Raw genomic sequence first — 15,031 nt, forward strand, 5'->3', positions numbered from 1 at the left:
CGTGGCTCAGATCGCGCCGACCGGCTTCGACGGCGTGAACGTCACCAGCATGCTTTCGAGCCCGGCGATGAAATTCGACGGGCGTCGCGGCAATGGGTCGTCGTTCGCGAGCGCCATGTCGGGAAGCCGGCGCAGGAGCTCGTCAAACATCACGCGCAGCTCCAGCCGGGCGAGACTCGCGCCCAGGCAGTGGTGTGCGCCGTAGCCTCCGAAGGCCACGTGGTCATTCGGGTGCCGCTCGACGTCGAACGAATCGGGGTTCGCGAACGCTCGCTCGTCACGGTTGGCTGACTGGTAGAGGAGCAGGAGCTTGTCTCCCTCCCGAATCTTCTGGCCGCGGAGCCTGGTGTCCTGCGTGGCGGTGCGGTTCATGTTCTTGATGGGCGAAACCCAGCGCAGGAACTCTTCCACCGCAACTTTGAGGCGAGACGGATCCTCGATGAGCTTGGCGCGTTGTTCCGGAAACTGCATGAGCGCGAGCGCACTCTCGGTGATCACGTGTCGAGTGGTCTCGTCCCCGCCGACGAGGATGAGAAGGGATTCGTGGGCGATCTCTTCGTCGGTCAGGCGTTCCCCGTCGATCTCACCGTGGACGAGGAGGGACACGAGGTCGTCGGTGGGTGTCGTCTTGCGGTCGGCCATCGCGCCCATGATGTAGGTGAAGTACTCACCGCCGGCGGCGGTCGCCGCCTCGAGTTCGGCTGCGCTCGCCGTCGAGGAGGTGGCCTGCAGCATCGTCTCCGACCAACGGAGCAGGGTGGGAAAGTCCTCCTTGGGCATACCGAGCATGTCCCCGATCATGATCAGCGGCAGCGGCGCTGCGACGTCGCGCACGAATTCGCACTCGCCGCGCTCGCAGACGGAGTCGATCAGCCAGTTGCAGATCTCCCGAACCCGCGGCTCGTGCGCGGCGAGTCGCCCGGGTGTGAAGCCTCGGTTGACGAGACCACGACGTCGCTTGTGCTCGGGGTCGTCCATGTTGATCGACGATGGAACCCAGCTGTCGGGGCGCGATCCCTTGCCGGAGCAGAAGAGTTCCGGGGCCTTCGAGGTGTGCATCACGTCTTCGTAAAGTGTGATGCCCCAGATCTCGCCGCTCGGGTCGTAGTAGACGGGCGCGTTCGCGCGCATCCAGGCGTAGTGCTCGAGTGGGCGGTCGACGTAGAAGGTTCCATCGAGCAGATGGATGTCCTCGTGGATCGGGTGGTCGGGCATGGTGGATCCTCGGTTCAGGGGCAGCTGTCGCCGGCGGCCCACGTGATGGAGGCCTCGAGCATCCGCTCATGCTCGGAGCGCATGTAGGTCTTCGCACCGTGGCCCAATGCGGAGTAGAAGCTGCGGCCGTTGCCCGGGCAAGCGATCCAGATGATCGGATGGTCCCCCATCTGGAGCTCTTCGCCGGGGTCGTACGTCGATTCGTCGAGCGTCGCGAGCACGTGGGAGCCGGACTCCCGCGCGCTTTCCTCGAAGGAGTACCACTCGTCCGTGTGGACGAAGCTCTCGCCGAAGTGAGCCATGATCGGGTGATCGCCGTCTTCGATGACGACGGTCGCCTCGCGGAACTGCGGCATCATCGGGTGGCCGGTGAAGCGGCCGCCGCCGAGGAGGTCGTCGGTGTACCAGTTCCAGTAGCGGTAGCGGGTGCCGGCGGCGCCATGCAGCCCGACGAAGCCGCCGCCATCTTCGATCCAGCCGATGAAGGCGGCCTTCTGCTCGTCGGTCCAGTTGTCGCCGGTCGTGTTGTTGCCGACGATCACGTCGAATCGCGAGAGTTGCTCGTCGTTGAACACGGCGGCGTTCTCGGTCTGGAAGACGGCCCAGCCATTCCTCTCGGCGAGTCGGCCGAGGGAAGCCTCGGCTGCGGGGATGGCCTCCTCGTGGCGGAACCCGGAGGTCTTCGAGAAGAGAAGGATCTTCACGCTCGAATCGTTCAGCGTCGCTGGCAGCTCCGGTGGAACCGTGTCGATCACCGGATCGACCCAGCCGAGTGCCGGGCCGATGCGCTTGTACGCCTGCCAGCCTACGAACACGATCGCTACCAGCACGATCGCGCCTACTATCTTCAAGATGCTCTTCATGGGCGAGGTCGCCATCGTCACTCCGTTTTCGTCACGGGAAATTCCATCCCGTTGTACGACGCGGTTGCACCGGTCACGGTGCCGTCTTCGTCGGTCTCAAACTGGATGGACATCTCGTCGCGCAGGAAAAGGCCGTCGCCCGCCTCCTCGATCGGTCCCTTGCCGGTTCCACGTTGGCCGACGGCCAGGACCGATTCCTGTCGCACGATCACGAGCTCGGTTCCGATTACCGGAACTTGATAGGCGCCGACGTAGCGATCGAGTCGGTGTCGGATCGGCAGCTCATGCAACTCTTTGACCGTCCATGGCAGCGTGCGTCCGGCGGTCGCCTCTCGAATGCCCGCAATCACGTCCGGTGAGATTGGATCTTCAGCGTGCCCCCAGGCGCGGCGCATGTACGTGAGCAGGCCCGCCAGGGCCTCGTCACCGAAGTGTTCGGTGTCGTCACCGTGCCCGGGCATGGTGAGGTTCCATTCCTTGCCGTCGATTTCGATGGGGCCGGTGAGACCGTCGAGCACGATGCGCACGAGCCAATCGTCGGAGTCACGTGCCCAGGGCGAGCCGGCGAGAGCGGGGGCCTGGCCCGCGAGGCCGCGACCGGTCGCGCCATGGCACGCGGCGCAGCTGTCGGCGAAGAGCTGCTTGCCGGCGGTGCGACGTTTCTCTTCGTCTGGCGAGAGCGCGCGGGCGCCGCCGGGCCGAGGGTCTCCGGGCCATGTGAATCCGCGCCGGACGCGCCGGGTGGCTTGTGCCACGTCGACGCTCGACTCGCGGTCTTCGGAAAAGAGCGGGTGTGCAGCAGGAAGCTCGACGATGCCGCCACCGGGGCTGCGCCACGCGGTTTCGAGGCCCGTGAGAAGAGCAATCTGCGCCGCGTCCGACGGCGTGGCCAACACGAGGTCGAGAACCGTGGTGGGCGGCGTTTGCGAGGGGTTCGTTTTCGCAGAGAGCTGTGCGGCGCGCGCGAGGAGCGCGAGCCACTGTCGGGTTGCGTCATCGATCTCTGCTCGCTCCGCACGCGCGACCTCGCTTTGCAGAGCGTCCGCTTCGAGCCCCGAGAGACCGGACACGACGGCTTGCCTCGCGAGCGGGTCGCCGGGCATTCGGCCCGTCGCGAGCATCTCTTCGAGGGGGCGCTCCTCTGCGGGGAGCGCCCCGAGCGAGTGTAATGCCTGCAGTCGAACCTCGGGGTCGTCGTCCTCTAAGAGCGGGCGCAGGGCTGTGAGGCCGCCTGCGCCGGGGTGGTAGAGGAGGGGTTCTCCGGCGCGCAGGGCGACGACCCGGACACGCGCGTCGTCGTCTCGGAGGGCCGTCTGCCAGGTGTCGACGTCGAGCTCCTCCATCCCTTCGAGAGTCCACAGCGCGTGGCGGCGACCGAGCGGGGCGAAGTCGGCTAGGCGGCGCAGAGCGGGTGCGGCCGCGGGGGATCGCTCGTGGACGAGCCGGCGTTGGGCGTGGTCGCGGACCCAGCCGTTGGGATGTTCGAGTGCGGCGATCTGGTCCCCGGTGGTTGCGAGTGACGGAGGTTGTCGCGGGAGGGGTTGGTCCTCCTTCACGATCCGCCAAAGTCGCCCCGTCGCTCCGGGCTCCTCGAGTTCGTGATTCTGTATGTACTCGCGCAGATAGTCGGACACGAACTCGGCGTGCTGAATCACGCCGCGATACATGTCGATGACCCAGATCGCGCCGTCGGGTCCGTGGTGCGCGTCGACGGGGCGGAAGCGCTCGTCTGTGGATGCGAGGAACTCGCGTTTCCCCCACTGTGGATCGTCGTAGAGGTGGTGTTCGGCGGAGAGATCAGTGCCGTCCCTCTCGACCGAGAAGCGCGCGACCGCGGAGCCTCCCGATTCGGGGACGAACGCATCGCCCACGAACGCAGGGCCGAACTGGTCGCCGCGTTGGATCGCGAGCCCGCTGACCGCGGTCGGTCCGTTTTGGCGACCATCGGCGCGAAGGGTGCCCTTCAAGTAGGCCCGGTTCAGGCCCGGTGCGACGCGTACGCCATGCACGAACTCCCCGTCACTGAGCGGCACGTTCACGCCGGCCTTCGCGACGGGCGCTCCCGTCGCCGGTTGGCGCCTCGGGTAGTCCGCCGGGATCGCGTCCCCGTACAGGAACCCGGAGTTGTGATTGTAGTAGAGCCGTCCGTCGTCGTCCTGCGCGATGCCCCACTGGCCGCGCATCTGCGTCGGCTCGACCTGGAGGGCTTCGTCGTGAAACCGAAACCTTCGTTTCGATCGCGAATTGTAGATCCAGTTGTCGATGCCGGGGAGGAGGCCATTCTCCATGTGCTCGGGATTCGTTCTGCCCTCGGCGTACGCGGTGAGTCGGGTTTTCTCGTCGCACCGCGGCTTGGACGGGTCGGCGCCGGTCGAGCGGCAGAGCCAGAGATTCGGAGGCTCGGCGACGAGGACTCCTTCTGGGAGGACGGCGATTGCACGGGGCATCACGAGCCCGTCGAGGAACACGTGGCTCTGATCCATCCGGCCGTCGCCGTCGGTGTCCTCCAGGACGACGATGCGGCCGTTGGGGATGTCCTCGTCGTTGCCGTAGACGTCCGGCATGAAGCCGCGCATCTCGACGACGTAGAGGCGCCCTTCGTCGTCCCAGTCCATCGCGACCGGGTCTACGACCAGCGGTTCGGCGGCGACGAGTTCGGCACGGAAGCCGGGGGCGAGCCGAAACGTTGCGAGCTCGTCTTCGGGCGACAGCACCGGCGCTGGCGGAACGTCGATCGCGGCCAGGATCGCGGCTGGATCCGGGCCGCGCCAGAGACGCCAGCCGACCCAGCCGAGGGCGATCGCGACGACGAGAATGACGAGCGCGCGCTTCACGGAGTCGCTTACCTACATGTGTTGCGAGCCGTCGGCCAGCGCTGTCGGACTCGGTGGTCCGGGAAGTCAACGACGGGGCCGACCGATGCCTGGCCACGGGGGCCGGCGGGGGCCGATCTCGGCGAGGGGGGGCGCCCGTGGGAGCCCCCCCTCGCGTGATCGAGTGAAGTCCTACTGAAGGACGAGGAGTTCGACGCGGCGGTTCTGCGCGCGGCCGTCTTCCGTGTCATTGGTGGCGACCGGGTTCGACTCGCCCATGCCGATGGCGTCGAGGCGGCTGCGTGCGACACCCTGAGCGACGAGGTAGTCGACGACAGACTCAGCGCGGCGCTGCGAGAGGCCCATGTTGTACTCGGCGGTGCCGATGGAGTCGGTGTTGCCCTCGACGGCGACGCGAACGTTCGGATCCTCGTTCAACGTGGCCGCGGCCGCGTCCAGGATCGGACGGGCATCGGCCCGGATGGCCGACTTGTCGAAGTCGAAGTTCACGCCGCGCAGGACGAGCTTACGCTTGACCGGCGGTGCCGCGGCCACCGCGACCTGCGGTACCGGGAAGACATGGCTTACGCCGATGCCTGCGAGAACGAACTGACGATCGTTGGTCGTCGCCGGGTTGGCGTCCATCGTCGTCCAGTCATAGCGGCCCCAGATGCCGACACTGGTGAGGTCGCTGATTCGGTAGGACACACCGGCGCCGGCGTTCGCGCCGCCGCCCGTGTCGGACATCGCGCCCGTCAGGTCCTTGTAGAAGCCGCCCTGGACGCCGAAATGCGTCTCAACCGGTCCGGTGACGTACGTGAGCTTTGGACCACCGGTGAAGATCACCATGGTGCCGAAGCCGCCGCCGAAGGCGGTCCCGTTGTTCCATCGTTCGGTGCCCGGCGAGAACGTGAACTGGGGCTGTCCGATCAGGGAGATCTTCAGGGCCTCGGTCAGATCCCAGCGATAGCCGCCGTAGAAACCGACGGTCGCGCCGGTGTTGCCGTCGACCGTGTCGCGGAACTTCGACAGCGAGATCATGGCACCGGTGTTGGCGCCCACCTCGGGGCCGTCAGCCGCGAAAGCGGCGGGGGCGACGACCATCGACATCAGCGCGGTCGCCAACAAAACGCTCTTGAACTTCATGTTGCCTCCTCATTTACGTTGCGTGGCGCTGCGGGCAATGGCCGCTTCGCTCACGAGACGCGTTCAACATCATTCCAGACGCCTCCGAAGATCCCTCGCCACGCCTAGGCGCGCGATCTCCGTCCTGCGCGTCGTAATCAGGTCGGGTCGAGCTTGCCGCCCGGCGTCGTTCCAACGAATTGCTGCGCCGGCAGCAAGAAGGTGTCTCGTGCGTCCTGTTCTGTACCGCTCGGCAGGGTGATCGGCAGCGAGAGCACGTAGAACGCTGCACCAGCGATGCCCGCCATGAACAGGGTGGGGCGACCGATGATCAGGTCCGTGAAGACGGCGACCGGGCCGATGGGATCGTCCTGCATGACGACGCTGGGCGCGGGAGCGATCTCTTGAATGACGATGATCTCTTCACCACCGACTTCGTCGGCCCACGCGATCGGGGCGGAAGCGATGAGTGCGAGACCGGCGACGACGGCGGCAACGGACTTGGTGAATCGGGTCATGAATCTCTCCTTACTGCCGGCTGGAATTGCCGGATTTCCCTCGTGGTATCTCAGGATTTTCGTTCTCTCTCAAGGGCCGCGCCCAAGGGATAGGCACTCGAAAGGCCGCCTCGCCCACGAAACGGGCAGAAAACTCTCAACGCACCGCGTTATTTGCTCTCTTCAGGGTCATTCTTGCCATTCGAAACATTGGACCTCGACCATCATCGGCAACAAGAAGCGAACATAGAAGCTGTGGAGCTTCAGGACGCCGTGATCCTCGGTGCTCCGGTCGATGATCTCCACCCGCTCGTCTCGCTCGCAGTAGGCCCGCGCCCGCCCGTACATCTCATCCAGCGCCTCCGGGGTCGCCACGGACATGCCGAAATGGTCGAGGTGGGCGCACGACATCGGGTTGTCGTCTGCGACCAGGAAGACGAACTCCTCGTAGCTATGGGCTTTGAGCACGAGTCGCTCTCGATCGATCGTCATCGTTGGCATCTCCTCCCAGCCGAAGACGTCCGCGTAGAACGAGAGAAGGTCGGTCCGATGTCTCTTGTCGAGGGCTTCGGCGGGCATCGAGAGCGCGACGTGATTGAAGCGAGGATGGCGGGGAGCGTCGTCGGACATGGTGTGGCTCCTTCGTTCGATCGTTCAGCGGTTCAGTCGTTCGGTGAGACGAGGACCTTCCCCGCGAGCCTGCCGGCGGCGTGGGCCACTCCCGCGTACTCGTGCCCGCCGATCGAATCGGGGCGCCCCCAGCCGTCGACGACCATGTGAAGGTCCGTGCCGCAGATCCCGCAGTGGCTCACCGCGAGGAGCACCTCGCCCGAGTCGAAGGTGGGGACCGGCACCTCGGCGACCTCGACCTTGCCCTTCTTGCGATAGACGGCTGCGCGCATCCTAGTGCACCGCCGGCGGCAGGATTTGACCGCCGTGTCGGTCCGTTAGAACCGGTAGCTCAGTTCGCCGCCGAAGGTGCGCGGCTCGTTGTAGATCCGGGTTGCGATCCCGAACGAGGAGACGACCGGGCTCACCCACTGGAAGTAGGTCTCGTCAGTGAGGTTCTTTCCCCACAGCGCGATCTGCGCGCGGTCGTCGAGGAAATCGTACGAGAGTCGTGCGTGGAGCAGGTTGTATCCGCTCTGCGTGCCCTGCGGCACCTCGGCGCCGATGATGTGGACACGGCTCTGGTAGGACCAGTCCATCCGCGGCGTGACCCATCCCCGAAGCCACTCCGGTCCGCCGGGGTCGACCGCGAGCGAGTACTGGACTGCGATGTGGCTCTGGAGCTGTGGTGCGTTGTTGAAGCTCTGGCCGGCGCGGTCGAGCTGCGTGCCGTCGAGCGAGCTGATGCCGATGAACTCGTCGAACTCTGTGTAGAGCAAGCCGACGGAGCCGTGCAGCTGGAGTCCGTCGATCGGTATCGTGAGCAGCTCGAGTTCGGCGCCGTGGGACGTCGCCTTCGCGCCGTTCAGCGTCGTTTGCTCGATGTCGGGTATGCCGTCGCCATTCTGGTCGCCGACGTCGACTTGCGTCGTCACCTGGATGTCGTCGTAGTTGTTGTAGAAGACCGACGCATTCAACGTGGCGAGCTGGTCGAAAGCGATCGTCTTGAATCCCCACTCGTAGGAGTCGAGGTACTCGGGCTCGAATTGGTCGAGGCTGGTCGCGACCGGGTTGAGCACGCCGTTGAAGCCGCCTCCGCGGAAGCCGCGCGAGTACGTGAAGTACGTCATGAAGTGGTCGACCGGGGTGCCGTCGAGGAGGTCTTCGGGGAGAGTGGCGGCGATGGTGCCCATCGGTGTCCAGGCCGTGAAGATAACAGAGTCGTCCTGGTTGAGCGTGGGCGGGTCGTCGGTTCGGGGGTCGGTGTTCTGCGCGAAGAGCCCCTTCTTGTCCTCGGTGTAGCGGCCGCCGCCGGTCAGGCTGAGCCAGTCGGTCACGTCGAGGGTGCCCTGCGTGTAGAGGGCCCAGCTCCAGTTGTCGATTTCGCGTAGGTTCAGCGAGACGATGTTCAGCACCTCGGGGACGACCGTGAGGGTCTGGGCGTCGCGGCCGTTTTCCCAGAACCCGAACGCGCCGGCCACGAACTGGATGCGGTCGTCCCAGAGGCTGCCGTTCACCTGCAGTTCCTGGCTGACCTGCTGTTGGCTGCCCGGAAGCCCGTCGTGGACGCCGCCGCCGACACCGGCGCGGAAGACGGCCTCGGCGGTGCTGCCGTCGTTGTCGAGTCGCAGCCGTGGAGCCTGTTGCCGCCACGAGCCGATGTACTTGAAGACGTAGTCCTCCAGGGGTCCGCTCGAGGGGTCCCATGCGATCGTGCCCCACGTTCCGTAGCTCTGGACGTCGGAGATGCCGTCGATGTTCGACGCGCCGTCGAACGGCGACGTGGACTCGCACGCCGGCTGCAAGCCACTCACGAGGTTGCCGATCGTGCCGCCACCGATGTAGACGCACTCTTGTAGGCGCCCGTGGTTGTGGTCGCGCGACCAGGAGCCGCTCACGTCGATCGTGACGTCTTCGATCGGGAGGATGCGAACCGAGCCGAGGAACGAGAGTGAGTTTCGGTTGCTCTCCCACCGGTCGTACTGCCGATTGAATGCGTACCCGCGGGTGTTGTTTGTCGACACGGAGAGACGCGTGAAGACCTTGTCCTCGACAATCGGCAGATTGACCATCGCTTGCGTGTAGAGTTGGCCGAGGCTGCCGGGGCGGAGGAGGGCGAAGCCCTCGAGCTCTGGCTGTGGCTTCACGGTGGAGATGCTCACGGCGCCGCCGACAGTGTTCTTTCCGAAGAGCGTTCCCTGCGGGCCGCGGAGGACTTCGATCTGTCGTACGTCCAGAACGTCGATGAGCGTGCCGATCGCGCGCGGAAGGAACACGCCGTCTACGTAGATGCCGACGCCGGGGTCGAAGGCGATCGACGCAGACTGCGGTGTGCCCACACCGCGGATCACGATGTCGGCGGCTTGGCCGTCACTCGGTGTCGAGATGCGTAGGTTGGGGACGAGCTGCTGGATGTCCTCCAGTCGAGTGACGCCGGTCTCGCGCATTTCGGTGGCGCCCACGACGCTGACGGATACCGGCGTGTCCTCCAGGAACTCTGCACGCTTTCGCGCTTGCACGACGATCTCCTCGACGCGTGCGGTGTGATGCGCCGCGGTCGAGGCGGGTGCGGCGTCCTGAGCGGCCGCTGACGCTGGGATGGCAAGAGTGACGCATATCAAGAGAAGCCGAGTACAGTTGCGGAGCTTTGCGGTTTGCGAGCCGAACATTCACCCTCCCATTGCTGCTACGGCGGGCATACTCGCGATTGTGGTCGAGACGCAACCCGGCGACATCGGGCGTCGCTGTCTGGGCGTCCGCGCTACGTTTCGACACTTTCTGGCGGACACACGGTCCGCATGACGTCTCAGGGCCGGATTCAGTCGCCCCCATTGATTCCGCGCAGGGATTGACTCTGAACGTTTAGGCCCGGACCGATTCTCTCTGCGAGACAGCGCGGCGGCCCGCTTGACCTTTGGATACGACCGGTACATGCGTTGCGCTCTCTCGAACCCAAAAGGGGCACCCACATGCGCGTTTTTCCACGACTCTTGCCGATGCTGATCGTTCTCGCTGTGCCGCTCGCCGCGGTGGCCCAAACTCCACAGAGTGAAGCCGTCGAGGATTGGGAGACGCAGAGCGCGACGGGTGGTGCCGAGACCGAGATGGACGCGGCCGAGGCGCAGGCCCAGGCGGTCGAGTCGGGAGAGCCGACGGGACTCTCGCGGCGAGCGAGCAATCAGGTCGAAGAGATCGTCGTGAGCGCGCGGCGCCGCGACGAGTTGCTGGAAGATACGCCGGTCTCGGTCACGGCGCTCGGCGAGGCGGCGCTTCGTGAATCCAACATCACGCAGATGACGAACCTGAACGGGATAGTTCCAAACCTGCAGTTCCAGGCAGGTGGTGGGAATCCGAATCTCGCGCAGGTGTTCATTCGTGGCGTCGGGCAGGTCGATGCCGATCAGCTCACGTCGGATCCGGGTGTCGGCGTTTACGTCGACGGCGTCTACCTGGCGCGTGCGCAGGGGACGGTGCTCGATGTCGTCGACGTCGCCCAACTCGAAGTGTTGCGCGGCCCGCAGGGGACGCTCTTCGGAAAGAACACGGCCGGCGGCGCGCTCAACATCACGTCGGTGAAGCCGACGGAGGAGTTCGAAGGATTCGTCTTGCTCCGGCCCGGCAACCTCGGTCAGATCGATACTCGAGTCACGTTGAACATTCCGATTTGGGAAGATCGCGTGTACTCGCGCATGACGTTCGCGTCGTTCATGAACGGCGGCTACATGTTCAATAGCTACGAAGACGAGTACTGGTCGGATCGCAACACGTTGGCGTTCCAGGGGTCGCTTCGTATCCTGCCGCACGACGACGTGACGATCGACATCACCGGCAGCTATTCGAAGGCGCACTCGACTCAGTTCGGTGCGCACTGCACGATGTTCGACGAGAGCGCACTGCAGACTCTCGTTCCCGGCTTTCGTGAGGCGTGTAAGAAGTCCTCCACGCTCACGACTCGGAACTTCAAAGCGGAATGGCCGGGCATGGCGGATCTTCAGTCCTGGGGGATCTGGGGGACGATCCAGTGGGACATCGGCGATGCGTCGGTCTTCGAAGACCTCAGCTTCAAGTCGATCACGGCGTATCGCGCGCAGGAAGAGGCGTTCCGTCGGGACATGGACATGACGGAGTTCAACCTCGGGTCGCAGACGTCGACCGGCGAGGACGTGGTCTTCGGCGACTTCACGCTGCCGAGCACCCCGCTGTTCGCCTCGCAGGTCAGCCAGGAATTCCAGATGAACGGGACCGCCTGGGATGGCAAGATCAACTACGTCGGCGGCGTCTACTACCTGGCCGATAGCGCCGACAACACGCGGGCGACCGGTTTCGTACCGAATATGCCGTCGGTCGGCGGGGTGTTCTACGCCGAGAGTCATCTCGACAATTCGTCGATCGCGGTGTTCGGGCAGGCGACAGCCGACATCCTGGACTGGATGAGTCTCACCGGCGGCATTCGCTGGACGCAAGAAGACAAGCAGGCGTCGCTCCTCGACGTCGAGCCGGCCGTGCGGGTGCGCGCCGACGGGACGGAGAGCAAGAAGTTCCAGGCGTGGACCCCGATGGGTACGCTTGCGATGCGGCTTCCCGAGGAGCATCTGCCCGACCAGCTCGACCACTTCATGGGCTACTTCACGTTCGCGAAGGGCTTCAAGAGTGGCGGCTTCAACTTGCGTCCGATTCCAGAGGACATTGAGCTTCTCGAGCCTTATGAGCCTGAGAACCTCAATTCGTACGAGATCGGATTCAAGACGATCGGATGGGACCGGAAACTGACGTTCAACACATCCTTGTTCTTGAGCGACTACGACAACATCCAGGTGCTCACTGTCACCACGGTCGACACGGGGGGCTTCATCCCGACGGTCGTTCCCCTCACCCAGAACGCGGCGACCGCAACGGTGAAGGGTGTGGAGATGGAGCTTCTCCTGATGCCGTTCGAGGGGATGCGCATCCAGGCGAACGGTGCGCTTCTTGACACCGAGTACGGTGAGTACGCCGGCGTGAGCGATCTCACGGGTCTGGACATCAACCGCAAAGGGGAGACGTTCAGCAACGTCCCGCCCTACACGGCCTTCCTCGCGGCCCAGTATTCCTTCGAACTCGACGTCCCCAGTGCGGACTGGGTACGCGGCTGGCTCACGCCGCGTGTCGAAGGTGTGCTCAGCGGCCCGATTCACTATCAGGGCCCCGAGTTGCCGACGGCCACGCAGGGCGCCTTCGGCCTCCTCAACGCGCGCCTCGCCTACGACTTCAACGACGACCGCAGCCAGGTCGCCCTCTGGGGCCGCAACCTGACCGACACGATCTACTTCAACTCGAGCATCCCCATCACCGCCTTCGGCTTCAATCTCCCGTTCCTGGGCGCCCCCCGCACCTTCGGCGCGGAACTAACGCACAGGTTCTGAGGCCGCCGGTAGGGACGTTGGTTAGTCTCGCTGATTTTGTTTAGTCGTGGCGAGCGCCCCTTTTCCCCGCGACGACCCCGGCGACTACTAAAAAAAATCAGCGAGACTAACCAACGTCCCTGCCTCCTACTTCTCCCTGTAGGTGAAGGGGGCTTCGGGGAAGTCTGAGGCTACGGTGGGGGATAGGCCTACGGGGGAGTCGTCGAGGCCGAAGGCCCAGCGGAGTTGGGCGGTGACGAAGTGGTTGAAGACGGGCCAGCCGGCTTCGGCCGGGAGGGCTTCGGGCTGACAGCCGTCGGTGCCCAGGCGGCGGAGGCCTTCGGGGACGGGGAGGCCGGCGTCGAGTCCGATCTGGACGATGCCGCCGCCGTCGGCGCCGATGCGGCAGAGGTCTGTCGGTGCGAGATGGCCGCCGCCTTCGACGATGACGAGTCGGGACGGTGACGGTGCGTTTTCGAACGCACGGACGACACCGTCGACGCTCACGATGCCGTCGATGTCGCCCGTGAGCCACATGGACGGCGCTTGTGGGAAGTCACTGGGTTCCGTCGTGTCGCGCACGCCGGCCGAGAGCGGAATGTAGGTCACGACGTCGGTCTCGCTGCCGAAGCGGAAGGACGACCCCCCGCCCGCGGAGTGGCCCGTGATCGCGACGCGGTCGGCGGCGATCCGCCCCTCGAGGAGTCCGCCGCCGGTCGAGTTCAGCTGCTTGGCGAGGTCGACGGCGGCTCGGCTCAACACCAGGTCTTCGATCGGCTGCTCCGGCGGTTGCCCCAGCGCGTTTCCGAGACCGCGCTCCAGGTAGTCGGGCGCGACGACGACAAAGCCCCAGGTCGCGAGGTGGGTCGTGAGGAAGGTCGACTGCGTGCGGAAGCTCGCAGACCCGTGCGCGAAGACCACGAGCGGGAAGGGGCCGGCCGCGCTCGCGGGGGCTTCGCGATGTGCGTTCGTCTCGAACGGCGGATTCGCGTCGGCCGGTAGGATTGCGTTGATGAAGTCCGGCAGCCAGTCGCGGATGAAGTACACGTCACGCTCGCGCCCGCCTTCATCGCCGGAGTCGACCGGGTACCAGATCTCGACCTTTCGGTCAGCGTAGCCGACGGTCGTGACGCCCGCGGTGAACGGCCCGGCATCTCGGTAGGCAGCACCGGGAGCCGTCTCGCTCGAGGTCGAGCTGTCGCCACACCCATACGCGCCGACGATCGCCAGCATCACTCCGAGAGTTCGCACAAAGTACACCATAGGAAAACGCTATCCCGCGCCGACGAACGGGACAACGGCGTTTTCGTTCAGCGCAACTTTTGACCCGCGACCGGCACGCCGCCCTGCCCCTTGATCGCATCGTTGTAGTGTCCCTGACCGTCGTGCGGGCGTGCGCCGGGAGGCTTCCACGTGAGGATCAGACTTTCCCGCAGGACCCCGTTGCCGGTCGGCGGAAACGCGGCGTGCATCGTATCGCTCAGATGCAGGGACACGTCGCCCGGCTCGGCCTCGATCAAGACGGAGCCCTCGATCTCGTTCTCCGAAAAGAGGTCCGGAGGGCAGCTGAACGGGGCGGACCCGGGCAGCATCCACAGCCCGCCCGTCTCGCGATTCGCCGGTGTAAGAAACAGGCTAACGTTGACGGTCGGGCAATGGAGCGCGTGGCCACCCATTCCGCAGTCGCGGTGCCAGGGAAGATCCGCCAGCCCCTGGGCGATGTCCTTGACCTTGTAGAGGATGGTCACGGCTTCGCCGTCGACGTCGGGCACGAGGTCCGAGTCGACGAGATCGATTAGACGCGTGAGGCGTGGCTCTCCGACGAGTCCGTGGAGCTTCGGGGCGGCGCGCGCATCGAGAACACGCGTGAGTCGCTTCTCACCCGACTTCGCGACGCCCCACCACGAGTTGCCGTCGTCCTCCGTCGCGGTCGCGGCGATCGCCGAGGCCGCTTCGCGAAAGCTCGCAACCTCGTCCGCCGTGAACACCGAACGAAAGTGGACATAGCCGGCCGTCGCGATGAAATGTGCGATCTCCGCCGGGTCGTCGTCGACAGCGAAGGAGCGCCGCGGATCGAGAGGGGCGCCGTGGCGGTCGCGAAGATCGATCGACGCGCGTTCGAAGACTGGCCGTCCGTGGAACAGGGCTCGCCACCCGGGCTCCCAATCGAGGAAGCGGCGAGAGTCCCCGCGCAGCACACGGGCGCGGCCCGGGTAGAAGAGTCCCGCCGCGGCCGCGAGATCGTTCACGAGGTCCGAGAAGTCGGGCGCACTGATCTCGACTTCGGTGTCGGCGTCCGTTGCGCCCGGCCTCACCGTGATGCTCCCCGCTTCGGGGATGTACGTGTACGCGTCGCCGTTCGGGAGTCGAAGCGCGAGCGATCCGAGCGCTCGGCTCGCCGTGAAGGCATGTGCGCCGTGACCGGCGGCGATGCGGCTCGGCAACTCGTTCTCGTGAAACTCGACGAACTCGATCTCAGGAAACTCGCTGGCCATCCTCGTCTTGTATCGTGCGGAGAGGCCGTCCGC

11 protein-coding genes are annotated in these 15,031 nt (G+C 65.5%); 1 reads left to right on the forward strand and 10 read right to left on the reverse strand.

All coding sequences use genetic code 11. The features are described from left to right. Positions 1-6: 6 nt before the first annotated feature. The 8 genes from P8R42_29240 to P8R42_29275 form a co-directional block, all read right to left on the reverse strand. Positions 7-1,215: a cytochrome P450 gene (locus P8R42_29240; GenBank protein ID MDG2308684.1), complete on the reverse strand. Its 1,209-nt coding sequence runs from the start codon at positions 1,213-1,215 to the stop codon at positions 7-9. A 14-nt stretch (positions 1,216-1,229) separates the two neighbouring features. Further along, positions 1,230-2,093, reverse strand: coding sequence for a ThuA domain-containing protein (locus P8R42_29245; protein ID MDG2308685.1), 864 nt, complete (start codon positions 2,091-2,093; stop codon positions 1,230-1,232). Positions 2,094-2,095: 2 nt separating this feature from the next. Further along, complete coding sequence (locus tag P8R42_29250) at positions 2,096-4,912, reverse strand: c-type cytochrome (GenBank protein MDG2308686.1); 2,817 nt, start codon at positions 4,910-4,912, stop codon at positions 2,096-2,098. Positions 4,913-5,083: 171 nt separating this feature from the next. Beyond that, on the reverse strand, positions 5,084-6,037 hold the full coding sequence (locus tag P8R42_29255) for an OmpA family protein (GenBank protein ID MDG2308687.1): 954 nt from the start codon (positions 6,035-6,037) through the stop codon (positions 5,084-5,086). A 137-nt stretch (positions 6,038-6,174) separates the two neighbouring features. Next, the gene (locus tag P8R42_29260; GenBank protein ID MDG2308688.1) at positions 6,175-6,534 is read right to left on the reverse strand and encodes a hypothetical protein; all 360 of its coding nucleotides are present in this window, start codon (positions 6,532-6,534) and stop codon (positions 6,175-6,177) included. Between the two features lie 168 nt (positions 6,535-6,702). Then, positions 6,703-7,143 carry a hypothetical protein gene (locus P8R42_29265; GenBank protein ID MDG2308689.1) on the reverse strand — a complete coding sequence of 147 codons (441 nt, stop codon included), beginning with the start codon at positions 7,141-7,143 and terminating at the stop codon, positions 6,703-6,705. A gap of 32 nt (positions 7,144-7,175) precedes the next feature. Next, a complete protein-coding gene (locus P8R42_29270) occupies positions 7,176-7,415 on the reverse strand; it encodes an alcohol dehydrogenase catalytic domain-containing protein (GenBank protein ID MDG2308690.1) in 240 nt (79 codons plus the stop codon). 45 nt (positions 7,416-7,460) lie between these two features. Next, positions 7,461-9,791 carry a TonB-dependent receptor gene (locus P8R42_29275; GenBank protein MDG2308691.1) on the reverse strand — a complete coding sequence of 777 codons (2,331 nt, stop codon included), beginning with the start codon at positions 9,789-9,791 and terminating at the stop codon, positions 7,461-7,463. A gap of 300 nt (positions 9,792-10,091) precedes the next feature. Here P8R42_29275 and P8R42_29280 point away from each other — a divergent pair, with 300 nt between their 5' ends. Next, positions 10,092-12,524, forward strand: a complete 2,433-nt coding sequence (locus P8R42_29280) for a TonB-dependent receptor (GenBank protein MDG2308692.1) — start codon at positions 10,092-10,094, stop codon at positions 12,522-12,524. A gap of 126 nt (positions 12,525-12,650) precedes the next feature. Here the strand turns inward: P8R42_29280 and P8R42_29285 are convergent, their stop codons facing one another. Both P8R42_29285 and P8R42_29290 read right to left on the reverse strand, forming a co-directional pair. Further along, positions 12,651-13,766: a hypothetical protein gene (locus P8R42_29285; GenBank protein MDG2308693.1), complete on the reverse strand. Its 1,116-nt coding sequence runs from the start codon at positions 13,764-13,766 to the stop codon at positions 12,651-12,653. 47 nt (positions 13,767-13,813) lie between these two features. Further along, on the reverse strand, positions 13,814-14,998 hold the full coding sequence (locus P8R42_29290; protein ID MDG2308694.1) for a phytanoyl-CoA dioxygenase family protein: 1,185 nt from the start codon (positions 14,996-14,998) through the stop codon (positions 13,814-13,816). Positions 14,999-15,031: the final 33 nt, after the last annotated feature.

The organism is Candidatus Binatia bacterium, from assembly GCA_029243485.1.
GTDB lineage: Bacteria > Desulfobacterota > Binatia > UBA12015 > UBA12015 > VGTG01.

Coding starts and splice junctions, on each gene's coding strand:
- P8R42_29280 (MDG2308692.1), top strand. CDS start 10,092: ATGCGCGTTTTTCCACGACTCTTGCCGATGCTGATCGTTCTCGCTGTG.
- P8R42_29275 (MDG2308691.1), bottom strand. CDS start 9,791: ATGTTCGGCTCGCAAACCGCAAAGCTCCGCAACTGTACTCGGCTTCTC.
- P8R42_29260 (MDG2308688.1), bottom strand. CDS start 6,534: ATGACCCGATTCACCAAGTCCGTTGCCGCCGTCGTCGCCGGTCTCGCA.
- P8R42_29240 (MDG2308684.1), bottom strand. CDS start 1,215: ATGCCCGACCACCCGATCCACGAGGACATCCATCTGCTCGATGGAACC.
- P8R42_29245 (MDG2308685.1), bottom strand. CDS start 2,093: ATGGCGACCTCGCCCATGAAGAGCATCTTGAAGATAGTAGGCGCGATC.
- P8R42_29290 (MDG2308694.1), bottom strand. CDS start 14,998: ATGGCCAGCGAGTTTCCTGAGATCGAGTTCGTCGAGTTTCACGAGAAC.
- P8R42_29285 (MDG2308693.1), bottom strand. CDS start 13,766: ATGGTGTACTTTGTGCGAACTCTCGGAGTGATGCTGGCGATCGTCGGC.
- P8R42_29270 (MDG2308690.1), bottom strand. CDS start 7,415: ATGCGCGCAGCCGTCTATCGCAAGAAGGGCAAGGTCGAGGTCGCCGAG.
- P8R42_29255 (MDG2308687.1), bottom strand. CDS start 6,037: ATGAAGTTCAAGAGCGTTTTGTTGGCGACCGCGCTGATGTCGATGGTC.
- P8R42_29265 (MDG2308689.1), bottom strand. CDS start 7,143: ATGTCCGACGACGCTCCCCGCCATCCTCGCTTCAATCACGTCGCGCTC.